This window comes from Nonomuraea marmarensis, assembly GCF_043197025.1.
GTDB lineage: Bacteria > Actinomycetota > Actinomycetes > Streptosporangiales > Streptosporangiaceae > Nonomuraea > Nonomuraea marmarensis.
The window spans coordinates 1-23,787 of the sequence record NZ_JBICRM010000064.1 but is presented as its reverse complement, the minus strand read 5'-3'; the positions used below and the strand labels follow the sequence as shown (position 1 = coordinate 23,787).

Here is a 23,787-nt window from a genome sequence, read left to right as displayed (position 1 = left end):
GCCGTCAGACGCCGAAACGAAGGGCGGCCCGCCCACACCCGCAACTGGTTCAACCGCTCCACAAAACCAGCAGCGTCCTCTACACCCACAACCGTCGGCAGCGACCCGATGTCCATCAACCAATCCCAATCAGGCCCCAGTAAAGCGTCAAACCGACTCTACCGACCGAGGGCAGCGCAGCGTCCCAGGCCAGACGCCCTAGCCTCAGACTGGGATAAGAGCACGCCAGCCACCCAAGGGCAACCATCTCGGCCCGGGTCGCCATAGCCCAGATCGATATCCGCCCTTGCATAGTGCAGGCGCCGCGTTCAGGGGAGGCGTCGGCCCGACCCGGAATTGATCGCCCGGTGGCACCGCGGAACCACATCTCACTACGCGTCAATGACGCTCGGCGTTCGGCGAGGCAGACTCCTTCGCCGCGTAGGCTACTTCCGGCCACGCGGCATCATCCACCCGTCCGGCTTGCCTCAGCCGGTCGGCGGGGTCAGCAGCATCGCGAGGGCCGCGCCGAAGACCGCGAGCAAGGACGGAAGCAGCAGTGCACGGGCCGGCCCAACGTACTCGGCCTCGAGGCCGGCGAGTGAGCTGCCGACGGCCCCACCCGCGCCGACAGCCAGCCGAATGCCTCGGCCGGAGGCACGGCCAGTTCGTCGACGAGCACCGAGGATGTCGTCATCGCCGGGTTGAGGGCGAACGTGGCGACGAAGAGCATCGCGCCGACCAGGCACAGATCACCGAGCAGCGAGGTCGGCGCCACCGCCGTGGCCACGGCCAGAAGCACCACGAACCGACCGCCGGTGGCAGACGACCGTACATAAGTGCACCAAGGATGCCGCCCAGCGAGAGTGCGGCGAGCAGCGGTCCGCTCACTGCCAGCAGCCCATGCTCGGACGCCAGCGTGGGCAGTCTGACCTCGAGGGAGCCGATAACGCCGCCGACCAGCGTGACGACCGCTAGTTCACATCCGGCGGTCGCGGAGCACGCCGCTGGATGTGAACACGATGGTGTGGTGGGGCCGGGTGGCGCGCATGGGCAGCGTGAGGCCGAGCGTGCCGGCTCCGGCCGCGATCGCCGTCACTGCGATCGCGACAATCAGGCCAAACAGGAGGGGCCGGTGAAGATGGCTACCTCCTGCACCAGGAAGACCAGACTGTACGCCGCCGTGGGGTGCCCTTCGGGCATCCGCCGGGCCCAAGCGATGCGCATCGCCATCGATACCGGCGGCAGGCTGGCACCGGCGATCCACGCGAGCGCGATAAGCACCCAGGCGGGAGCTCCGGCTCCGGGCCTCGCCCGTCAGGTCCAGCAGGCCGCAACGTGAAAGCCGCCCGAGCCGCGCTGGTCGACGAGCCAGCCGTGCACCCGCCGCGCCGCCCCGGCGCCGACGGAGAAAGCGCGGCTGTCAGCCCGGCGCGCGAGCGACCCGGTGGGCCCCGTTGACGACGAGCACCGTGCCGATCGGCGTGACCTGCTGTGTGAGCTGAGCCACGAACCCCAACACAGCCTGCGCGCCTCGACATTCAACGTCCACCGATACTCCCCAGAGCACCGCCGATCCTCGGATATGCCTTGCCGCATCCTGTCCGGCGTAACCTTGCCACGCCACCGCAGCGCAGTTCTGATCATTAGACGGTTTTGATGGCGCCGCCGTCGATTATCAGGTCCGCGCCGTTGAAACTTGAGGCCTGTGGCGAGACAAGGTACGTCACGAGCGAGGCGACCTCCGAGGGCTGAATGAGCCGGCCTGTCGTCATCCCCATGTGAGCAGGTAGCGCCGCCAGTAGTTCGTCCTGCGAAATACCCTGCTCCTTGGCCAAGTCGGCGCCGAAGCCGTCTGGCGCCTCCCACATCGATGTCCGTACTGGCCCGGGGGAAACCGTGTTCACGCGTATGCCCTGCGGCCCGAACTCCTCCGCGAGCGCCTTTCCCAGCGCGGTGAGGGCTGCTTTTGCCGTGGTGTACGGGACGGGGCCGGCGTGCGGCATCCGGGCGACGTTCGAGGAGATGTTGACAACGCTGCCACGCCTGCGGAGCAGACTGGGAAGCGCAGCGCGCGTCGTGCGCACGGCAACGAGGAAATTCAGGTCGAACCAGGACTGCCAGTCGCCGTCTTCGAAACCGAGGAACCCTTGCGTGACCCCATGGCTATCGGCGCCGCCACCCGCGTTATTGACGAGGATGTCGAGGTCCTCAGCGAGTTCGCTGGTTGCCCGCTCAATAAGTTGGCTTGGGCCGTCAGGTGCCGCCAGGTCCATCGGAACGACGATGGCACCGGTTTCTCGCAACTCGGGCGTCACGGTCCGCGCCGCGCCGACTACTCGTACCCCTTCAGAGGCGAGCGCAGCGACAGTTGCCAAGCCGATGCCGCGACTGGCGCCCGTCACCACCGCGGTACGTCCCGCAAGCTGAGTGTCAGTCTCCATAACAGCACACCTCTTATATCACTTTAAACGCTGCGCGAGTGCCTCGAATACCGTTCCTGCCCTAGCTTTCACATACCCTGCCTACGCGTTAGAGAGCGTATGCAACTACAACAAGTGCCCTCTGTGCAAGCGAATTCCTGCTGGACAGCAAGGCGATCTCAAAGACGGCAGAGAGCCTCTTCAGAACGAACTATCCGGATGGGCTGCGCATCGGCTCAGTTATGCTGTCGCGTCCACTTGTCCGCCAACGACCTGCCCCACGTCGCACTCTATCTGGAAGCTAGTGCATATTGCTAAATATAGCCTGGGTCGAGGCATTCGTTGCCACCCGTCTGTCACGCCTTCCCCGCGTTTACGACGTGTCTCGCCAGCGAGACAGCGGGCGTGGCGGTCGCTGCGCAGGGATCACAGTTGACTCGGGACTCGACGCCGGATGGCGGCGGTGGGCACCTGAGCTTGGCGATTGCGTCCAACAGTGTCCGGTCCAGTCCGGTTGCGTCCGGGAGCTTACCCTCAGCGCCACAGTTTCGTACTGTGAAGCAACGCGTTACCCGTTGAAGGTGAGTAACAGAATGGTACAGGGAGCAACCGTGGAGGTACGAGGGGCGCATGGTTCGAATGGCTCCTCAGGCCCGAATCGTACTAGGCGCCTATCGATTGACGGTAAAGCGACGACGAAACGTGTAGGTCTCTTCCTTGCCTCTGATACCACGCTCGATGAATGGCGCCTGATTGGCCGTGAGATTGGCGTCATTCATGATGCTTCGGGCTGGTGGCTGGGAGACTGGCTGGTCTACGGCCAAGAAAGGTATCCAGAACGCTATCGACAGGCCATCGATGAGACCGGCCTTGACTATCAGACGTTGCGCAACTACGCGTGGATCGCACGTCGGTTCGAAATGCATAGGCGCCGCGACAAGCTGAGTATTCAGCATCATGTTGAAGTCGCAGCTCTATCTGAAGTCGAGCAGGATCTATGGCTCGACCGTGCCGAACATTTCTCCTGGTCGAGGAATGCGTTGCGTGAGCAACTCAAGGCTACGCGCCAAGCAACTCTCGAGAGCTCCGCCTCGCCGCGGATGCGGTTGAATGTGGAGATAACATCTGAGCAGCGGACGAGTTGGACGCTAGCTGCCCAGGACGCTAATCTCGAGCTCAACGAATGGATTAACTCTGTCCTTGATGAAGCCGCTGCAGCCGTGGCTTCCAGACACGCAAGGAATATCGGCCCGTCGGATCTGGGGTCATCATGAATTGGTCAATGAGAGTATTTGGTGGGTGCCGGTAGGTGTCCGCTCGAGGGGCGGGCGGAGCCTGCCCCTTCACCTATGGCCGAGGATCGGTGGAGCCGCTCAAGGATCCGTTCACCGACCCGACGTCTTGGCGTGATCGACCTCGTCGACGCAAGTTGGCACAGCCGCAGCCATCGTTGGCACCGGACGCCGCGAGTCGGAGCTGGTGCTGGCACCGATCTTCGTGGCCGGCTTCCAACCGGTCTCATACGAGGTTCCGGCCTGAGTGGCGGGCACGCGATGCGATTGCTGTGATCCAGCGTTTCGGCACCAAGCAATACCGTTGGTGTCCGATCCGGTCCGGTTGTATCCGGCCCCTTGTTAAAAGTTTCCGGATTATCGGAAATAATCGTTAATTTTCTCACGTTGGCTGAGCTGTATTGGCCCGCATTAGGACACCCAAACCGAGTCCGTTAGCGGGCTATTGACACCGACCTTGCGATGGATGCAAGATCCCCTCGTCTGTCTTAGATATTAGCGTTCGGCCGTGTGCGAGAATCGCCTCGCACGGCCCGTCACTTCGTTGGGAAAGGTGCGAGGGCCGTGAGGCTTTCTTTGGCATGCCGACGCACTTTAGGGTCACTGGTTGCCCTGGTTGTCGTTACGATGTTCATTTCCACCATCCCCAACGTTGTGGGGAACCACGCAACTGCGGATAGCGTGGCTGCGGACGCGCCGGTGCAGACGACGGAGTCGCAGGCGTTGAACGCCGCGCGGCAAAGCGGCGGCGCGGTGGAGGTCGGGGCGTTGCGCGGGGAGACCCGCGAGATCTATGCCGAGCCCGACGGCACATTCACGGCGGTGCAACACGTGCGGCCGGTACGTACGCGTCAGCAGGGGCGCTGGGTCGCGATCGATACCACGTTACGGCGCCTCGGGTCGGGGGAGGTCGCACCGGTGGCGTCGGCGGAGGGGCTGCGACTGTCCGGCGGCGGAACCGGCCCAATGATTCGGATCGCGCGTGCGGGCCGCGAGTTATCGCTCACCTGGCCCGGTACACTTCCGGTCCCGTCGCTGAGCGGCGATACCGCGACGTATTCCGAAGTGGCCGCCGGCATCGACCTGAAGTTACGGGCCGAGCCCGACGGCGTGACATCTCTCGTGGTGGTGAAGACGTCCCAAGCCGCGCGGAACCCGCTGTTGACCAGTCTCGGTCTGTCACTCGGCACGTCCGGCTTGCGGGTGCAGGCCGACGGGCAGGGGCAGTTGACCGCCGTTGACGCGGGCTCCGGCGGCGCGGTGTTCGCGGCGCCGCAACCACTGATGTGGGACTCGGCCGGGGCGTCGCTCGCATCGCCGGCCAGCGTGGCCGGAGCCACCGCGAACGCAGTGGATCCAACCGACGGTCCGCTGGACGGGTCGAAGGTCGTCGGCGTCAGGACCAGCGTCAGCGCCGGCAAGGTGACGCTGGAGCCGGATCAAAGCCTACTGACGGCCGCCGACACCAAATGGCCGGTGTACATCGACCCGGCCTGGCGTACGGAGACCGAATCGGCCTGGGCGATGGTGTCGAGCGGTTATCCCTCGCAGTCGTATTACAAGTTCAGCGGCAAATCCACCGAGGGCGTGGGCTACTGCGACGTCAACAAGGACGGCTCCTGCGTCAAGAGCCAGACCAAGCGAATCTTCTTCCGCATCCCGACGGCTTATTTCGCCGGAAAGACGATCCTGAGCGCCCAGTTCACCGCGTGGGAGACGTTCGCCTACGACTGCTCGGCGGACCGTGAAGTCGAACTCTGGCGGACCTACAGCTTCTCGTCCTCGTCCACGTGGAATTCCACGTCCGACTCCTGGCGGGAGCGCCTGGACAGCCGGTACGTCTCGTACTGCTCATCCACACCGGTCGAGTTCAACGCCAAGGCTGCGGTGGTGGAGGCGGCCGCGGGCAAATGGTCGTCCACCGCGTTCGGGCTCAAGGCCGGCTCCGAATCGACCATGGCCTATTGGAAGCGGTTCGCCGACGACGCCGCTTTGCGGGTGAACTATAATCGTGCCCCTTATCAACCGAAGATGAGCCAGCTGTCGATGAGCCCGGGCGGTGCCTGCGTGGACCCGTCGAAGCAACCATGGGTGAACAAGAAGCCCACCCTCTACGCAAAGGGGCTGACCGACGCCGACGGCGACAGGGTGTCCGCGCAGTTCTTCGTCGGCTGGGACGGTGGCAGTTGGACCTCGCCCACTATCGGCCCGAAGGCATCCGGCGGCACCAACGTCTTCAGCGTCAATCTCGGCGCATCCGGCGGGCCCGTGATACCGCAGAACGTTCAGTTGCACTGGCAGGTGCGGGTGTCGGATGGTACGGCGTGGAGCCCGTGGAGCTACTCGGGCAATGCCACCAGCTGTTATTTCAAATACGACGCCACCGTGCCCGCGGGCCCGGCGATCGCCTCCGCCGACGGGCGCTATCCCAGATCTGATCCGGTCAACGAAAACGACCTATGGCATGACGGAGTCGGGAGGTACGGCACCTTCACCCTCGACTCGGCGGCCACCGATGTGACGAGGTACTGGTACGGGATCAACGGGGACCCGATCCCGGCCAACGAGCGGGCCACGACCGGCGGGGCTCCGGTCACTATCAGCCTTATGCCCTCCCAGGCCGGTCTGTTCTTTCTCACCGCCAAGGCCTTCGACTCCGCGGGGAACGTCAGCCAGACCGAGATCTACTACTTCCGGGTAAAGGCCGGGTCGGCGCCAACGGCGGCATGGAAGTTCGATGAATCGGGTGGATCGACCACCGTGGCGGGTACGACACCCGGTATCGCGGCCGACCTCACGGGCGGGGCCACCCTGGGCGGCACGGGAGCCGTTGGCACGGCGCTGAGTCTCGACGGCGCCACTGGCTACGGTTCGACCAGCCTGCCGGTGGTGAACACCGGCCAGAGCTTCACCATCTCGGCCTGGACCCGGCTGCGCTCGGTCGGGATGTACAACGTGCTCGCCCAGGACGGCGTCCTGCAGAGTGGCTTCCAGTTGGGCGTCAACCCCACGGGCAAACTGGTGTTCAAGATGCCCGCCGCCGACGTTGCTGGTGACGGCACATGGAGCAGCGCGGTGTCGACCTCCACGGCTCAGCTGAACACGTGGACGCATCTGATCGGGGTTTACGACGGCGCAGCCAAGCAGCTGAAGCTGTATGTGAATGGGCAACCCAACTCCGTCGCCAGCAACGTTACCGCCTGGAATGCGGGCGGTGGATTGCAGATCGGCCGCAGTCTTTTCGACGGCGCCTATCACAACTATTGGCCAGGCGATGTCGATGACATCAAGGTCTTCGGCCGGGCCATCTCCGACACGGATGCTCAAGCCCTGGCCGCGAACAGGAACCCCAGCGGTACGGCGGCGATGGCGCACTGGACGCTCGACGAGTCCGCGGGCGAGCGCCGGGTCTACGGCGACCCGAACGACGTGTCCGCGTCGGTACGCGGCGGCGTCACCCTCGGCGTACCAGGTCAGGACGGTTCGGCGATGCGCTTGGACGGGACGACGGGTTACGCGCAGACCGCGTCGCCGGTCGTGAACGCGAGCCAGAGCTTCACGGTGTCGGCCTGGGTGCGCATGAACAACAAGACCGCCTGGGGCTGGCAGACCTTGGTCAGCCAGGACGGCCCCACCAACAGCGCGTTCTTCCTGCAGTACTCCCAGGCGGACGACCGTTGGTCGATGTCGGCGGGCGGCGTTCGCGCGCTGTCGGCCAAGCCGCCGGCGCTGGGTGAATGGGCGCATGTGGTCGGGGTTTACGATACGGCGACAAAACAGGTACAGCTCTATGTCAACGGCGTCCTGCAGGGCGTCAAGGCGATCTCCGTGCCCTGGGCAAAGGAAAACGGGTCCATGGCGATCGGACGGGCCAAGGCAAACGGCGCCAATGTCGACTTCTTCGCCGGTGACATCGACGATGTGCGGGTATTCGACCGTGTGGTTTCCGCGACCGAGGTCAGCGACCTGTTCCTCCAGCACCCCGTGGTCGCGGGGCGCTGGAAGCTGAACACCGACGGCGCCGACGACTCGGGGCTGGGCCACCTGGTGGCGTTCGGGGGAGACGCGCATGTCGACGGGGCCGCGGGGTTGTTCGGATCGCCGCCGGGCGCGCTGGTGCTGGACGGAGCCGGGGACTACGCGGCCACGACCGGCCCCGTGGTGTCCACGAACGAAAGCTTCACGGTGGCCGGATGGGTGATCACGGCCGGTCGGCCCACCGCCAACACTGCCGTGTTCAGCCAGGCGGGCTCGGTCAACAGCGGCTTCACGCTGCGATATTCGCCGAGCGCCGTTGGCGGCCTCGGCGGATACGAGATCGAGATGCCGACGGCGGACACCTCCGGGGCGAGCACGCAGAAGGCGGATCACTCAAGCTTCCAGTCGGCCCTGGAATGGGATCACATCGCGATCGTCTACGACGCGTTCCAGGATGAGATGCGGCTCTACGTCAATGGGCAACTGGAGCAGGTCGAAGACGGCAGCCGGGAGTCCTACCGGTTGAACACGGTCGGCTTCAACGCGACAGGCGGCCTCCAACTGGGCCGTTCCAAGACGAACGGTGTCTGGGGCGAGTACTGGCCCGGTGCGCTCGACGACGTATGGGCCTTCTCCGGCGCACTGAACGAAGAGCAGATCCAGGGCCTCACCGGTACGGGCGAGGAACTGCCCACCAGACCGTCCTGACAGGACGGCGCAGCCCCGGGGGTTCGCTCCCATCCTGATTTCTCGTCAACTTCTGCCCGCGAGGCGGGTGTCAAATGCGGTGGAGGAACAAATGACGTCCCAGGGTGGCAGCCGCGGTCGCGTCGCGTACGCGGCACGAGGTCAGTCAGGTCGTGGATTACTGTGGGTCGCGAATTTCCTGGCCTTTATATTGCTGGGGCCGATGGTGGTGCCAGCGTCCGCTCAGACCGATCCGGGCGCCGATCGGCCAACGGTGCACGACACCGAGCATCCGGTAAAAGGGCGTGACCTTAAGACCCGGCCCCGCAAGACCGACTCCGACGCACGGAGTGGGGACGTGCCGGACGAGGCGGCATGGCCTGGATCTGGCTCCGCGCAGGTGGCCGTCCCCACCGCCCGCGGCACCATGGGGCATGCCGATGGTCTGCCGGTATGGGTGGGCGCCCCGGCGGGCCAACGCCCCGGACCGGCGCAGGACCAGACCCCCGGCGAGGTGCGAGTGGAGCTGCTGGATCAGGCGGCGGCCAAGCGCGCGGACGTGGACGGCTTGGTGTTGTCCGTGACCCGCGCGGACGGAAGCGCGGCGCCGGGCCGGGTCGGGGTGCGACTCGACTACTCGAGGTTCGCGCAGGCGTACGGCGGTTCGTACGGCTCTCGGCTGCACCTGGAACAACTGCCCTCCTGCGCGCTCACCACGCCCGAACGTGGCGAATGCCGGGTGGCCACGCCGGTCGCGGCCGTCAACGACTCCCATGCCCAGACGCTTACGGCCGACATCGATGCCACAGCCGCGAGCGCGACCGTGCTGGCGGCGACCGCGGCGCCGTCGGGAACGTCGGGGGACTACCGGGCGACGTCGCTGTCCCCGTCGGCGACGTGGAAGTCCGGCACCAGCACGGGCGACTTCTCCTGGTCCTATCCGATCGAGGTGCCGCCGGTGCCGGGCGGGCTGACGCCGCAAGTGGCCGTGTCGTACTCGTCGAGCAGCGTCGACGGGCGTACCTCCAACGGCAACGGCCAGCCGTCGTGGGTCGGCGAGGGCTTCGATCTGTGGCCTGGCTTCATCGAACGCAGTTACAAAGGGTGCGCCGACGACGGGGCGCCGCAGAATCACGGCATCGACCCGGGTGACCTGTGCTGGGCGTATGACAACGCCACCATCACCTGGAACGGCAAGGGCGGACAGTTGATCCCGGCCGGGGGCAACACATGGCGGCTCGAGGACGACGATGGCACCAAGATCGAGAAGCTTACCGGTGCCGCCAACGGCGACCCCGACGGGGAGTACTGGAAGGTGACCACGGTCGACGGCACGCAGTACTTCTTCGGCCAGAACAGGGTGTCGGGCAAGCCGGAGACCAAGTCGACCTGGACGGTGCCGGTGTTCGGCAACAACTCCGGTGAGCCCTGTTACAAATCGAGCGGGTTCGCCGACTCCTGGTGTCGGCAGGCCTGGCGGTGGAACCTTGACTACGTCGTGGATCCGCACAGCAATGCGATCGTCTACTACTACACCCCGGAGACCAACAAATACGCACGTGACGTCGGGCCCGACAGCGATACCTCCTACGAGCGCGGCGGCACCCTCGATCACATCGAATACGGGCTGCGGTCGGACAACCTGCTCGCCAAGGCCCCGGCAAGGGTCGACTTCGGGGTGTCGGAGCGGTGCATCCGCGGCACCACCTCCGATTGCGAAGCGGCCAAGATCGGTGACCACCCCGACTACTGGCAGGACGTCCCGTGGGACCAGAACTGCACCTCCGGGTGCACTCTGGCCGGCGTCATCTCCCCGACATTCTGGACGCGTAGGCGGCTGACCTCGGTAACCACCCAGATCCTGAACAGCGACGGCAGCACGTACCGGGACGTGGAGTCGTGGGCGATGGGCCACGACTGGGGCCTTGCCGACATCGACCGGGATCTGCGACTGATCTCGATCAAGCATACCGGTGATCCGAAAGGCCAGGCGCCGGTGAACCTCCCTCCGGTGACCTTCACCTATGTGGCACTCGCCAACCGGGTGGACAAGTTGTATGACGACATTCCCCCCTTCATCCGATACCGGCTGGGCTCGGTGAACGACGAGTACGGCGGGATCATCGACATCAACTATTCGGCCGAGGACTGCAAGCCAGGGGACCTGCCAACACCGGAGACGAACACGCGTCGCTGCTACCCGGTGTATTGGCAGCCGGCCGGGCACGACGCGCCGATCCGGGACTGGTTCCACAAGTACGTTGCCACTCAAGTGATCCTCACCGACCGGACCGGCGGGGCACCGGACCAGGTCACCAATTACGACTACCAGGGCGGGGCTGCCTGGCATTTCGACGACGACGACGGCCTGACCAAGGAGAAGAACAAGACCTGGTCGCAATGGCGCGGCTACGGCAAGGTCGTGGTGACCTCCGGCGGCTGGAACGACATGCGTTCGCAGACCGATAATTTCTACTTCCGAGGCATGGACGGCGACCGGCTCAACACCTCGGGCGGAACCAAGAAGGTGACGATCTCCGATGGGGAGGGCGGCCCGTACCCTGATCACGACTCGCTCCAGGGCATCGAGGTTCGCACCGTGAACTACGACCGGCCGGGTGGCTCGGTGGTCGACAAGACCGTCAATTCGCCGTGGCACCAGCAAACCGCCTCGATCACGCGCCCGTGGGGCACGCTGACGGCGAACCTATCGGAGGTGCAAACGTCGCGATCGCTGGCCGCGTTGAGCGGCGGTGGGTGGCGCGAGACCAAGCAGACCACCGAACACGACACCACGACCGGGCTGCCCACGCAGGTGAACGATCTCGGCGATATCTCCACCGCCGCCGACGATCGATGCACCATCACGTCGTATGCGCGCAATACCGGTGCGTGGCTGATGAACTACCCCAGCGAGAAGCGCACGATCGCGTTGTCGTGCGACAAGACTCCCGCCGACCTGTCCGCCCAGCTCATCTCCGACACCCGGACGTACTACGACGGCGGCGCGTTCGGCGCGGCGCCCGTCAAGGGTGATGTCACCAGGACCGATGAGGCGGCGTCGGCGTCCGGGACGACGGTGTCGTACCTCAGACAGAGCCAGAACACCTACGATGCCTACGGCCGCGTGCTGACCTCGACCGACGCCGGTCGCAACACCACGACCACCGCCTACACCGACACATCCGGGTTGAACACGGGCGTGAAGGTGACCTTACCGCAGGTGCCGGTCAACGGGACGCCTACGTCGCTGACGACGTCACAGGTGCTCGACCCGGCGTACGGGGTTGCGACGGCCAAGACCGATGAGGGAGACAAGGTCACCCACCTGGCGTATGACGGCCTCGGGCGGCTGACGAAGGTGTGGCTGCCCAACCGTACGATCAGCCAGACCCCGAACGAGGAGTACGTCTACGGCATTGCCGATAGCCGACCAGTCGCGGTCGCCACCAAGACGCTGACCGCCGCGGGCGGGCAGAGCACGTCGTATGAGTTGTTCGATGGGCTGTTGCGGTCCCGGCAGACGCAGGCGGAAGGACCGGGCGGCGGTCGGCTCATCACCGATACCTTCTATGACCCGCAGGGCAAGGTGTCCCGCACTTACGACGTGTATTACGCCGGCGGGGCTCCGTCGACCGCGCTGTTCGGTGTCGACAAGCCGGGTGATGTGGAGACGCAGTACGCCTACGCCTACGACGGGCTCGGCCGTGTCACGAACGAGCGGCTGCTGGTCGGCAGCGGTGACTCCACCGAGAAGTGGCGGACGACCACGACCTATGGCGGGGACCGCGTCAACGTCGATCCCCCTGCGGGCAACACTCCGACGACCACCATCACCGACGCGCGTGGGCAGACAGTCGAGTTGCGCCAGTACAAGAGTGACGGGCCGACGGGTGCATATGACTCCACCACCTACGCCTACACTCCCGCCGGGCAGCTGAAGACGGTCGTCGGTCCCGGTGGTAACACGTGGAGTTACGGCTACGATCTGCGTGGCCGCAAGATTCGAAGCTCCGACCCGGACGTCGGCGTCACCAAGATCGACTACGATGATCTTGATCAAGTCGTTTCGACCGAGGACGCACGAAACAAGAAGCTAGTCTTCACCTACGACGCGCTCGGCCGCAAAACCGTCGAGTTCGACACCTCCACCTCGGGCCCGAAGCTGGCCGAGTGGACCTATGACACCGCCCGCAAGGGTCAACCGGCCACCGAGACGCGTTTGTCGAGCGACGGGGCGTACACCGTCAGCTACAGCTTGTACGACGATCTCAACCGGCCGAATCGCACCACCTATACCATCCCATCGGTGACCGGCGAGGAGGACCTGGCTGGCAGCTACGTCTTCGGTGCCGCCTACAACCTCGACGACACCGTCCGAACCATCAATTACCCCTCGGGTGGCGGGCTGAACGCCGAGACGGTTGGCATCACCTACGACGGCGAGGATCTCCAGCGTCCGCTGAAACTCTCCAGTGCGCTGTCCACGTATGTCACCGACACCGACTACTCACTCACCGGCAAACCGCTGCAGTACGACTTGTCGACGGGCGGCAAGGCCACATACCTGCACTACGGCTATGAACAAGGGACGCAGCGGCTGGCGGAGTTCCGCGTGGACCATCAGGATGTCGCCGGCGTGGACATGGACGCGGTCTACTCCTACGACGACGCGGGCAACGTCGCCCAGATCAAGGACACTTCCCGTGATGGTGTGGACAATCAGTGCTTCCGCTACGACTATCTGCGCCGACTCACCGAGGCGTGGGCTCAGCCGACAGCCACCTGTGCCGCTGACCCGACGCACGCACTCGGCGGGCCGGCGCCGTACTGGCAGTCCTTCCGCTATGACGCAGCCGGCAGCCGCTTGACAGACAACCAGCACAACCTCGACGGCACCGTGTCGGCCTCCCGCACCTATACCTACGGGGCCGCACACCGGCTGATCGGCGTCACCCAGACCGGTGCCGGCGCGCACACCGAGAATTATGGCTACGACGCGGCCGGCAACAGCACCGGCCGCCAGACCGGCTCCACGACACAGACCCTGGCCTGGGACGTCGAGGGCAATCTGGCCAGGGTCAGCGACAGCAAATCCGGCGACACGTCATTCGATTACGACGTCGACGGCGACCGGTTGCTACGCCGGGACGCGACCGGTACGACGCTGTACCTGGACGACATGGAACTGCGACTGGACAGGGCCACAGGCGCGGTCACCGGCACGCGATACTACGAATTCAACGGTCAGGCCGTGGCGATGCGTACCCCCTCTCGGGTGCAATTCCTCGCTGCCGACTACCACGGCACCGCCGAGGAAGCCGTCGACGCTAACACCCAAGTGGCGGTCCGGCGCCGGCTCACCCCCTTCGGACAGGCCCGCGGCAGCGTCAATGGCACCTGGCCCGATGACAAGGGCTTCGTCGGCGGCACGGCCGACCCGACCACCGGTCTCACGCACCTGGGCGCCCGCGAATACGACCCCGCCACCGGCCGGTTCATCTCGGCCGACCCGCTGATCGATCCCGACGATCCGCAGCAGCTCAACGCCTACGCCTACGCCAACAACAACCCTGTCACGCTCAGCGACCCCGACGGGGAAATGCCGGTCGGAGACTCCGTCTACGACACCTGGAACCGCAACGATTACAAATCAAGGGGCACCGGTTTCCGGCCCGGAAGCCCATCGATCTACAACTACCGCCCCGACACGACCGACAACCCCTGTCACGGATTCGGCACCTGCTATAAGAGCCGCCACATCGACACCACCAAGCACTACCGCTACGTCCCTCCGCCGCGGCCCAAGCCCAAGCCGTGCACCTCGTGGTGGTGCAAGGCCAAGCGTCGCATCCACGCTATCGGAACCGGACTCGACGTACTGAGCACGGTTGCCGGTTTCTGCCCACTCGCACAATGCCAAGCAATATCTGTAACCGCGGGTCTATTGGCCGCCGGCGCATTCGCGGCATCTGGTGATCGCGCGGGTATGAAGCGCGAGCTCGAGGTGCAAGCAACATCCGTTCTACTTGGCGGAGTCGGTCGAGTTGCTAAGCTGGGGAAAGGGACTCGTCTTGCGAGTCGAATCTGGAATAAGGGTGCGAAGGCATATAATGCGCTAGGTAAATTTAGAGTCTTTAAAGGCGCTACAGGCATTCTATGGGACATGGGCGGTGCTCTCCCGCGCAGTCTCGCAGCGACTGTCTGGCATGGTTTTACTATTACGAGGCCATTCACAGCTCCCTCCTCGTCATGAGAGCGAGCGGCAGTCGTGACAGGCATCAGATCTAGGGTGTAATGCACGGGTGCGGCTGAGGAAGGTGTCTACCTCGGCCGCACCCGGCGGTCTGGATGATCAGGCGGTCGCTGAGCCTGGCCCACGTCCTCTAGGATCTCGGCGGGTCATGCTAGGCCCGTTCTTCGCGTGTAGGTGAATGCTGCGCTGGCTACGCCAGTGGATCATGTGGAGAGCCAGCGTGGCCGGGTGGGATCGATGTTAACGAGTTGGTGCGCGGTAGCGGGGAGGGGTTGCAGGCGGTTGTGGGTTCTGGCTCTGGACTGGAGATCGAGATCGTGACGGCTCTTGGTGACCGGGCCATGTCCGATGCGAGGATGGGGGCATGATCAGTTTCGCTTCATACGACAGGACCGTGCTCGTCTGCCATGAGAGGGGAGAAGGGCCGACACTGGTCTGCTTGCCGGGCGGGCCGGGACGGTCCTCAGGGTATTTGGGGGATCTCGGCGGCCTGGCGGCCCAGCGTCGGCTCATCTTGCTGGACAATCGAGGGACAGGCGAATCCGAGGCGCCAGTAAATCCGGCCACGTATGCGATGGACCGGATGGTGGCGGATGTCGAGGCACTGCGTGTGCATCTGGGGTTCGAGCAGATGGACTTGCTCGGGCATTCGGCGGCTGGAGGGCTGGCGTTGCTGTATGCGGCCCGGTATCCCGAGCGGATAGGGCACCTGGTACTGGTCACGCCAAGCGTGCAGCCGGTGGGGATCGAGATGACCGAGCAGTGGTACGCCCAGATCGAGAGCCGAGCTGATGAGCGTTGGTATGGGAGCAGGCTGCCAGACCTCAAGGCGTGGGACGCGGGCGACGAGAGCCGGCGCCTGCGGGCGCAACCGTTCTTCTACAGTCCTTGGAACGAAACAGCCGAAGCACACGCCACACAGTTTGCCGAACGCTCGATAGAGGCGGCCGAGCGTTTCTACACCAGCATGCCCGCGCCCGAGGAGACCCGCGCGAGCCTGGCGAAGGTCACCGCGCCGGTCTTGGTGATCGCGGGAGAGCAGGACCCGGGGCCTCTGCCCGCGCACGCGGCCGAGCTTGCCGGGATCTTCCCAGGCGGGACCAGCATCGTGCTGCCTGGAGCTCACTATCCCTGGGTCACCGCTCCGAACGCCTTTGCCGAGGCGGTCGGGAGATTCCTGGAGACCTCGCTGCCCAACAGCGCCTGAAAGTGTCGTAGGTGGGCGGCAGGATGCATGATTTGTGACGATCATCAACCGTGCCGCCCTGTCCCATCCCGTATTGACCGGGATCTCCAGGGAACATCTGGGTGGGTTGATCGGAACTCGCTGATCCGTGGTTGGCTCGGCAGGAGTCGGCGCTGCGGGAGCGGCGTGGTGGCCGGGACCGGTTGCGCGCTGAGGGCGCCGGGCCCAATCACCGGTTGCCGTTCGTGGACCGGGTCATCGCGACGCTGGTCATCATGCGTTCCAGCTTCCGCACGCCGCCCTGGCCGTCCTGTGCGGTGTGGACCGCTCGACCGTCACCCGCTCTGTCCATGAGATCCGGCCATTGCTCGAGCAGCGAGGGTTCGCGGTGCCTGGCCGCCCGGGCGTCCGGTTGCACACGCTGGCGGACGTGTTCGCCTACGCCGAGGGCGTGGAGTTGCGTATCGATGGCACCGAGGTCCAGGTGAGGCGGCCGGCGGCGCACAAGCCGGGACGGCGGGCGTTCGTGTCGGGGAAGAAGAAGCAGAACACCTGCAAGTCCACCGTCATCAGCGACGACGCTGGTCGGCTGCTGTGGCAGGGCGCCTTCCGGCCCGGCCGGATGCACGATGTCACCGCACTGCGTACCGAATACCGAAGGGATCGAGCACCTTCTGTGGCTTCATCCCGATGTAAAGGCCAAGGTTGACTCCAGCTACCAGGGGCTGGCCCGCGACTTCCCCGACCAGGTCACCGCCCCGCCTAAGAAGCCCGGCAAGGATGCAGCACCCGAGGAGATCACGGCGTGGGAGGCTGCGCGCAAGGTCCAGTCCTCACAGCGGATCTGTGTCGAACACGCCATCGCCGAACCCAAGCAGTGGAGAACCCAGCAGCGCTGGATTGGCCGCCGCGAGAACTACGCCCCCACCGCCCGCGCCGTCGCCGGGCTCGTCTCCGACCGCTGCGCCATGCGGTAAAGATAACCAGCCGGGCCGTCCAGGCAAGCACGCCCGCGGGTAGGACAGTCGGCCTCGGCTGGTGGCCGGGTCGATGTCGGCCATGGCGCGGGCACGCCGACCTCCCGAGGGTGAGCGGCGGTCTGCCAGGAAGAGCGGACCGCTGGTGCGGCCCGCCAGGAGCCGGAGCAGCAGGCGGGCGGTAGCGGTGGCCCAGTACAGGTATTCGACCGTGCCGCCCTTGCTGGTGGTGCGGGCGCGACGGAACTCTAGGTCCAGATCCTCGATGTCGAGGGTGAGGACCTCGCTGGCGTGGGCGGCGGTGTCGTACAGCATCCGCCGCAACGTGCGCTCACGCAGTCCATTGCGATCGTCGCGGAAGAGTTTGTCCAGGCGTGCGGCCGGGCTGGCCCGATCATCGCGTCGACTGGTCTTGCGGCGTTCCAGGAGTTGAGCGGGGTCGGGCTCCAGCCAGCGCTGACGCCGGGCGTGCGCAGTGAAGGAGCGCAAGGCGGCCAGGTGCTTGTTCCAGGTGGCCAGTGCGGCGTGCTGCCAGCGGGCCATCACCAGGGCCAGCAGATCCGAGGTCAACTCCCCTACCGAGGTCGCGGGTCGGCCGACTGCAGCAGGCGGGTGAGGGTATCGCGGTAGGTGGCGTACGTCGTCGCGGTGGCGGCGTGGCGATCCAGAAAGAGCTCGACGGCCGCGGCGAGCGGCAGGCCGTGGATGCCGCCCGAGTCGGGCTGCCGAAGCGGACTCACCGACATTCGCCTGCCTCTTTCGCCACTGTGACACAGAACATTAGGTGTCGCCGTCGTCTCGACAGGGGAACGCCGCAGCTCACTCCCCAGACCTGCCCGCTTCTATGACATAGAACACATCACTATCACGTGCATGAGGACTCGCACAGAGAGGCTCCGAGCGCTATCTGAGATCATCTTCCATTGCGCCGCGCCTGGCAGTCACACCGCCGAAGGCGGTGGGGTCGAAGTATTCGGTGAGCCGGTGTAGCGCGCCGTCGTCATTGAACTCGAACAAGCCGATGAGGTCGTTGTCGTAGGTCCCGCCGTCGGCGAGGTCGGCGTGCGTGTGCCAGCGGGCCAGTACCCGGTTCGGGTCGTGCAGGGCGTCAACCTGCAGGTCGAGGATGGCGAGCTTGGCGTAACCGGCGAACAGGCCACGATAGATCTCATCCAGGCTGGAGCGTCCGGCAACCAGCTTGGGAAAGCCGGTGGGGGCGTACGGGATGGCCTGCTCCCCGTCCTCGGCCCACAGGCTGATCCAGGTGTCGAGGTCTTGCTCCTGTTGCAGCCGGAAGTACGTGTGCACGGCGGAGACGTTGCGGGAGCGGACGTCCTGGGTCGGATTCATGAAGATCTCCTTGTTGCCGGTCTCGAAGATCTGCCGATACTCACGGGCGCTGATCTTCCATCCGCCAGCGGTGCGGACCAGGTGGTCGTCGTAGAAGCCGTAGGTGGTGTAGGCGTTGTCGCCGGTGGTCACGCCGACAGCAATGTGCAGGGCCTGGACGTGGGAACGGCAGCGGGCACGATCGCCATCGAGGGTGACGGCGTGGTTGGTGACGGCGTGGAAAGTAGCTGAGAAACCATCCCAGATGTGCCGCCAGCCGTCGATCACGTCATCGGCCGCCACCATGTCGGCGAGATGGCCGGAGTCGTGATCCAGTGCGACGGTGTCGGTGAAGGCGGCCCGGCACGCCGCCCAGTCGCGGTGGTCGGCGGCGGTGGCGACTTGATCGACCACCGCGATAATGGCGCGTTCCTCCGCAGCGGGATCGCTCACGGCAGACCGGAGATGCCGCCCAGCCCATCCCGCGTCGGTACCCGCATCTCTGATCGCCGACGCCGGGTTCGTGCTGTCGTTCATGCTGATCTCTCCCTGAATCACGACTTGTTCAGGTGCGAGATCAGCTTGCCGCCGCAGGCGCCGCGGAAGCTTGTACGTGCCCGGTAGGCGGGCTTGAACGTTTCCGTGCTCACCGTCCACGCAGCGCGCTGGGGGTCATGTTGAGGACCCGACGCAGCGTACGGGTCAGGTGCGCATGATCGGCAAAGCCCGTCGCCGCGGCGATTTCGCTCACCGGCTGGTCGGTGCCCAACAGCAACCTGCGTGCCTCCTCCACGCGCAGGCGTGTCAAGTGGCGGTGCGGGGTTTGGCCCATGCTCTGGCGAAAACAGCGAGCGAAATGGTCAGGGCTGTAACCGACGGTCGAGGCCAACTCGGCCACCGACACCCCCTCCGTCAGCCGCGCCCGCATCAGCTCCGTGACTGTCTTGATCTGGCGAGGACTCAGCGGCCCGGACGGCTCCCGGACCACCTGCACGGGTGAGAAGTCGCCGCGTAGCAGCGTCGCCACCCCCAGCGCCAGGGTGTCCAGGAGCGGCCGTCCATGCCGTCCTGCTTGCCCTGCCTCGGCCGAGACCGCGCTCATCAACGCGGTCAGTTGCGGGTTCATCTCCCCCAAGGCCCCGCGCAGCCTGGCACCGTCCTGGCCGGTCAGGCGGGACAGCTGCGCGGGTGCCATGGTGAGGTTCAGGAAATGGGAGTGCGCCCGGATCCGGTGAGTGATTGGCTCGCCCGCCGGGTTCACCCAGACCGAGCCCGGCGGCATGACGACCGTACGGGTGCGGCCGCCCTCCACCCGCTCGAACATCAGCGGCTGGGTGTCCAGGTTCAACGCGATCATGTGATCCTCGACGACCAGATCGCGCACGTCCCAGCCCGGCATCCGCCCGCCCTCGACCGCGATCCCATCCCAATCCAGCCCGCTACTGGTCACCTCCAGCACCGCCTCAGCGTGCGCCGGGACCTGCTCCCGATCCGCAGCCCGCCGGAACGCGATCGCGCTGCGGGGCGACAACGGGGCTTGAGCACCCACATCGGACGACATGAGTCAATACTGCCAAAGATGGCGCAGCCCTTCTCTCCCGTCTCCTACTGACGTCGACGGTCGAGGTATTGAAGACACCCCTTGTTGCGCGACGTTCGTCGTGTCCATGAGTGCGTCGTTGACGAGGAGGTTGGGGGACGTGCGAAGGCCCCGCCCGGTCGGTGAGGGGCGAGGCCTTGAGGGACACGCTGTCGCGGTGGTGCTCACTCTGTAGAGATCACCTCGGTGACTGCGGAGCGGGCGGCGCTTTCGTCGACGATGGCCTTGCCCGCGGCGAAGGAGGCGAGCAGGGCTTGGATGGCCAGGTTGTTGACGGTGCGGGGTTTGCCGCGGGCCGACTCGTGGATGAGTGCGATGGCGTCGTCCGAAAAGAGCGGATCTTGACGGCCTGCGAGCTGTAGGTGGTGGCGGATGTAGCTGCTGGTCTCCTCCGTTGTCATGCCGGCCATCGGGTATCTCACTGAGATCCGCTGGTCGAGCGCTGCGAGAACACCCAGCTTGATCATGCGGCGGAGGGTGGGCTGGCCGAGCAGGAGCAGCGCGAAGGGCTGGCGGCTGTCGAGCTCGTGGTTGGTCATTTATCCCGATCCCGGGATAAATGACCTTATGCCGGGACCGCGATTATGCCGGGGACCCGCATGAACTGCCCGGTTCCACAAGAGTCTCGCGGGCCAACTGCCTCGGCATAATTCCGACGGTTCCCATGAGTGATTTGACGGGCACAGTGAGTGACTCTCGTGACGGCAGTGCCCGGAAGGGCGCCGAAGGAGAGGAGCTGTTGTGGTTGCTCGTGGTCCTTCTCAAGTCAAAGTTGCCGGGCCGCTGACCTCGCATGCCGACGGGTTCCGGGAGGCGCTGGCCGCCCAGGGGTTCTCGCCGTGGTCCCAGATGTTCTACCTGCACCTGCTCGCGGACGTCAGCAGATGGCTCGATCAGCACGGACTGCACACCTCCGGCCTGACGGACGCAAACGCGTCAGCCTTCCTGAAGGACCGACGGTCCAGGGGCCGGGCACGATTCCGCAGCATGCGGAGCCTTGCCACCCTCCTGGTCTTCCTCCGCGGCGCTGGAGTCGCCCCGCCTCCGACGGTGACAGGGCCAGACGACCAAGCCGGGATCTTGGTAGCCGAGTTCGCCGGTTACCTCGCTGACGAGCGCGGCCTGCGGCCACAGACCGTGGCGCTTTATGCCGCGGCAGCGCGGCGGTTCCTGGACTCGATGCCCGCAGGCAACGACATCCTGGCCGGGCTGACGGCGGATACCGTCCGGTCGTTCGTGATCGCAGAGAGCAGACGGCGCGGGACCGGGTCGTTGAAGAACATGGTGACCGCGATCCGCTCGCTATTGCGGTTCCTGCACCTGCGGGGCCGCATCCCCGACCCGATGGACGGGGCCGCTCCCGCGGCGGCGGGCTGGCACCGGCCACCGCTGACCCGCCGGATCCATCCCGACGACGTGGCCGCGATCCTCGCCTCCTGCGACCGCAGCACGCACCCTGGCCGTCGCGATTACGCCATCCTCATGCTCCTTTCCCGGCTCGGACTGCGGGCCGGGGAAGCCGCCGCGGCCCGCATCGGCGATATCGACTGGCGGGCCGGGGAGATCCTGGTCCGCGGCAAGGGCGGACACGACGAGCGGCTCCCGCTGCCACCCGACGTCGGCGCGGCGATCGCGGACTACTGCCGCCACGCCCGCCGGACGGACGCTGCCAGCGAGATGCTGTTCCTGCACGCCCGTGCCCCATACGGGCCGATCACCTCATCAACGGTCGGCTATATCGTGGAACGCGCCTGTCTGCGGGCCGGGCTGGAGCCGGCCAGCGCGCACCAGCTGCGGCACGCCGCCGCGACCGCGATGCGGCGGGCCGGGGCTCCGCTATCGGAGATCAGCCAGCTGCTGCGCCACCAGCATGAAGGCACGACATCCCGTTACGGCACCATCGACCCCGAAGAACTCGGCCCCGTGACGGCCCCCTGGCCGCAGGCAGCGTCATGACCGGACTCCGCGGCCAGGTCCGCGACTATCTCGCCCTGCGACGGGCGATGGGCTTCAAGATGGAGAAGTACGGGCTGCTGCTGAACGGCCTCGCCGACTACCTGGCCGACGCGGGGCTGGCGACGGTGACGACGGCAGCGGCCGTCGAGTGGGCGATGCTGCCGCAGGACGCCCATCCGCACCGGTGGAAAGCGCGGCTGGACGCGGCCCGCGGGTTCGCCCGCTACCTCGCCGCGTCCGATCCTGCGGCCGAGATTCCGCCGGCCGGATTGCTGGATGCCCGCCGGAACCGGCACGAACCCTACATCTTCACCCGCGAGGAGATCAGTACGCTGCTCGCGGCGGCCGGGCAGCACCGCTGGCACCTGCCCGCCGTCACCTATCCCGCCCTGTTCGGGCTGATCGCCTCCACCGGCATGCGGCTCAGCGAGGCAACCCGGCTGGATGACGCCGACGTCGACCTGGACGACGCGGTGATCACGATCCGCGACTCCAAGTTCGGCAAGTCCCGGCGCATCCCGGTCGATGTGACCGTCGTCGCCGCGCTGCGGGACTACCGGGAACGGCGCCGGGCACTGCGCCCGGTGCCGGCAGCGCCGGCGTTGTTCATCTCCGCCTACGGGACCAGGCTGCTGGGGCACTATGCCGAGGCTGAGTTCCGCCGGATCATCGCCGTGACCGGGACCGGCGCAGGCGCCGTGAACCCTCCGAGAATTCATGACCTGAGGCACACGTTCGCTGTCCGGACGCTGGCCGGCTGGTATCGCGACGGCGGCGACGCCGCTGCCAGGATGCCGCTGCTGTCTGCCTATCTCGGGCATGTGAGCCCTGTCTCGACCTACTGGTATCTGCATGCCGTCCCCGAGCTGCTCACGCTGGCCGCGCAGCGGCTGGAGAATACCGAGGCCGAGCGATGACGGCCCTCGCCCCGACGCTGGAGGCGTTCTTCACCCAGTACCTGCAGGGCCAGCGGCAAGCCAGCCCCCGCACCATCGGCTCCTACCGCGACACCTGGCGGCTGTTGCTCGGCTACGCCCTGGAGAAGACCGGCACCGCTCCCGCCGCGATCGACATCGCCGCCCTCGACGTCGCCCTGGTCAGCGGCTTCCTCACCCACCTGGAACAGGACCGGGGCAACACCGCCCGGACCCGCAACGCGAGGCTGGCAGCGATCCGATCGTTCTTCAAGTTCGCCGCCCTACGCCACCCCGAACACGCCGGCTCCATCGCCCGGGTTCTCGCGATTCCCGCCAAGAAGCACGGCTGGCGTTCGGTCTCCTACCTCACCGCCGCCGAGACCGCGGCGCTGATCGCCGCCCCGGATACTCGAACGTGGCACGGCCGCCGCGACCACGCGCTCCTGGCCCTCGCCGCCCAGACCGGGTTGCGGGTCACCGAGCTCACCGGCCTGACCCGCAGCGACGTTCAGACCGGGACCGGGCCGAACGTCCGCTGCCATGGCAAGGGACGAAAAGACCGGATCACCCCGCTCACCGCGAACGTCGCCGCCGTGATCCGCAGTTGGCTCCGCGAGCAGCCCAGCGACCCAACCGACCCGCTCTTCCCGACCAGGACCGGACGGCATCTGTCCTCCGACGCCGTCCAGGACTTGGTCGAACGGCACGCTGCGACCGCAGCAACCGGCTGCCCATCCATTCGGGACAAGCACGTCACCCCGCACACGCTTCGTCATACCGCCGCCATGGCCCTGCTGCATGCCGGGGTCGACCCCGTCACCATCGCTCTCTGGCTCGGGCACGAGAGCCCGCGATCAACACAGCCGTATATCCACGCCGACCTCAAACTCAAGGAAAAGGCGCTGGCCCGGACCTCGTCGCCGACGACGAAGACAGGCAGATACCGGCCGCCCGACAAGCTCCTCGCGTTCCTGGAGGGCCTGTGATTATGCCGCTCTCCGGACACACGTGAACGCGGTCGCCAGGGCATTCCTGGCGACCACCGGCATAATCGCGGTCCCGGCATAAGGTCATCATCCTCAGCGCATCCAGCTGGGCGTGGTTGAGCAGGTGTGCTTCGTCCAGGATGAGGACGGGGGTGCGTCCGCGTTCGGCGTGTTCGCCGGCGAGGATGTCGGCGGCCTGGGGGATGAGGGTGGCCAGATGC

Annotated in this window: 16 protein-coding genes; 8 read left to right on the top strand and 8 right to left on the bottom strand. The window is 66.1% G+C overall.

Features of this window, described 5'->3' with window-relative positions:
* Positions 1–484: 484 nt before the first annotated feature.
* From ACFLIM_RS48445 to ACFLIM_RS48435, 3 genes are all read right to left on the bottom strand, one after another.
* Positions 485–784, bottom strand: coding sequence for a hypothetical protein (locus ACFLIM_RS48445; protein ID WP_393177383.1), 300 nt, complete (start codon positions 782–784; stop codon positions 485–487).
* Positions 785–1,092: 308 nt separating this feature from the next.
* On the bottom strand, positions 1,093–1,263 hold the full coding sequence (locus tag ACFLIM_RS48440) for a hypothetical protein (RefSeq protein WP_393177381.1): 171 nt from the start codon (positions 1,261–1,263) through the stop codon (positions 1,093–1,095).
* Positions 1,264–1,625: 362 nt separating this feature from the next.
* Positions 1,626–2,423, bottom strand: coding sequence for an SDR family oxidoreductase (locus ACFLIM_RS48435; protein ID WP_393177379.1), 798 nt, complete (start codon positions 2,421–2,423; stop codon positions 1,626–1,628).
* A gap of 590 nt (positions 2,424–3,013) precedes the next feature.
* Here ACFLIM_RS48435 and ACFLIM_RS48430 point away from each other — a divergent pair.
* From ACFLIM_RS48430 to ACFLIM_RS48410, 5 genes are all read left to right on the top strand, one after another.
* Positions 3,014–3,676 carry an LmbU family transcriptional regulator gene (locus tag ACFLIM_RS48430; RefSeq protein WP_393177377.1) on the top strand — a complete coding sequence of 221 codons (663 nt, stop codon included), beginning with the start codon at positions 3,014–3,016 and terminating at the stop codon, positions 3,674–3,676.
* A 699-nt stretch (positions 3,677–4,375) separates the two neighbouring features.
* On the top strand, positions 4,376–8,380 hold the full coding sequence (locus ACFLIM_RS48425) for a LamG domain-containing protein (RefSeq protein WP_393177375.1): 4,005 nt from the start codon (positions 4,376–4,378) through the stop codon (positions 8,378–8,380).
* Between the two features lie 91 nt (positions 8,381–8,471).
* On the top strand, positions 8,472–14,615 hold the full coding sequence (locus ACFLIM_RS48420; protein ID WP_393177373.1) for an RHS repeat domain-containing protein: 6,144 nt from the start codon (positions 8,472–8,474) through the stop codon (positions 14,613–14,615).
* Between the two features lie 364 nt (positions 14,616–14,979).
* Positions 14,980–15,822 carry an alpha/beta fold hydrolase gene (locus tag ACFLIM_RS48415; RefSeq protein ID WP_393177371.1) on the top strand — a complete coding sequence of 281 codons (843 nt, stop codon included), beginning with the start codon at positions 14,980–14,982 and terminating at the stop codon, positions 15,820–15,822.
* Between the two features lie 298 nt (positions 15,823–16,120).
* Positions 16,121–16,510: a transposase family protein gene (locus ACFLIM_RS48410; protein ID WP_393177369.1), complete on the top strand. Its 390-nt coding sequence runs from the start codon at positions 16,121–16,123 to the stop codon at positions 16,508–16,510.
* Positions 16,511–16,634: 124 nt separating this feature from the next.
* Here ACFLIM_RS48410 and ACFLIM_RS48405 read toward each other — a convergent pair whose 3' ends face one another.
* The 5 genes from ACFLIM_RS48405 to ACFLIM_RS48385 all read right to left on the bottom strand — a co-directional run bounded on the left by ACFLIM_RS48405 (position 16,635) and on the right by ACFLIM_RS48385 (position 20,246).
* Complete coding sequence (locus ACFLIM_RS48405) at positions 16,635–17,348, bottom strand: hypothetical protein (RefSeq protein ID WP_393177367.1); 714 nt, start codon at positions 17,346–17,348, stop codon at positions 16,635–16,637.
* A 5-nt stretch (positions 17,349–17,353) separates the two neighbouring features.
* Positions 17,354–17,518 carry a hypothetical protein gene (locus ACFLIM_RS48400; protein ID WP_393177365.1) on the bottom strand — a complete coding sequence of 55 codons (165 nt, stop codon included), beginning with the start codon at positions 17,516–17,518 and terminating at the stop codon, positions 17,354–17,356.
* 163 nt (positions 17,519–17,681) lie between these two features.
* On the bottom strand, positions 17,682–18,764 hold the full coding sequence (locus ACFLIM_RS48395; RefSeq protein ID WP_393177363.1) for a nuclear transport factor 2 family protein: 1,083 nt from the start codon (positions 18,762–18,764) through the stop codon (positions 17,682–17,684).
* A complete protein-coding gene (locus tag ACFLIM_RS48390; RefSeq protein ID WP_393177361.1) occupies positions 18,754–19,566 on the bottom strand; it encodes a helix-turn-helix domain-containing protein in 813 nt (270 codons plus the stop codon). Before ACFLIM_RS48390 ends, ACFLIM_RS48395 begins: the two co-directional genes overlap by 11 nt.
* Before the next feature lie 305 nt (positions 19,567–19,871).
* Positions 19,872–20,246 (bottom strand): ExeA family protein, encoded by a 375-nt coding sequence (locus tag ACFLIM_RS48385; RefSeq protein ID WP_393177359.1) that lies wholly within the window; start codon positions 20,244–20,246, stop codon positions 19,872–19,874.
* Between the two features lie 202 nt (positions 20,247–20,448).
* Between ACFLIM_RS48385 and ACFLIM_RS48380 the strand changes: the two genes are divergently transcribed.
* Genes ACFLIM_RS48380 through ACFLIM_RS48370 form a run of 3 tightly spaced genes read left to right on the top strand, consistent with a single transcriptional unit; the run spans position 20,449 to position 23,566 of the window.
* Positions 20,449–21,663 (top strand): tyrosine-type recombinase/integrase, encoded by a 1,215-nt coding sequence (locus ACFLIM_RS48380; RefSeq protein ID WP_393177357.1) that lies wholly within the window; start codon positions 20,449–20,451, stop codon positions 21,661–21,663.
* Complete coding sequence (locus ACFLIM_RS48375; protein ID WP_393177355.1) at positions 21,660–22,580, top strand: tyrosine-type recombinase/integrase; 921 nt, start codon at positions 21,660–21,662, stop codon at positions 22,578–22,580. Before ACFLIM_RS48380 ends, ACFLIM_RS48375 begins: the two co-directional genes overlap by 4 nt.
* On the top strand, positions 22,577–23,566 hold the full coding sequence (locus ACFLIM_RS48370; RefSeq protein ID WP_393177353.1) for a tyrosine-type recombinase/integrase: 990 nt from the start codon (positions 22,577–22,579) through the stop codon (positions 23,564–23,566). Before ACFLIM_RS48375 ends, ACFLIM_RS48370 begins: the two co-directional genes overlap by 4 nt.
* Positions 23,567–23,787 lie beyond the last annotated feature (221 nt).

Excerpts from the sequence above, each read along its gene's own strand:
- ACFLIM_RS48370 (WP_393177353.1), top strand. The coding sequence starts at position 22,577 with ATGACGGCCCTCGCCCCGACGCTGGAGGCGTTCTTCACCCAGTACCTG.
- ACFLIM_RS48435 (WP_393177379.1), bottom strand. The coding sequence starts at position 2,423 with ATGGAGACTGACACTCAGCTTGCGGGACGTACCGCGGTGGTGACGGGC.
- ACFLIM_RS48385 (WP_393177359.1), bottom strand. The coding sequence starts at position 20,246 with ATGACCAACCACGAGCTCGACAGCCGCCAGCCCTTCGCGCTGCTCCTG.
- ACFLIM_RS48420 (WP_393177373.1), top strand. The coding sequence starts at position 8,472 with ATGACGTCCCAGGGTGGCAGCCGCGGTCGCGTCGCGTACGCGGCACGA.
- ACFLIM_RS48415 (WP_393177371.1), top strand. The coding sequence starts at position 14,980 with ATGATCAGTTTCGCTTCATACGACAGGACCGTGCTCGTCTGCCATGAG.
- ACFLIM_RS48375 (WP_393177355.1), top strand. The coding sequence starts at position 21,660 with ATGACCGGACTCCGCGGCCAGGTCCGCGACTATCTCGCCCTGCGACGG.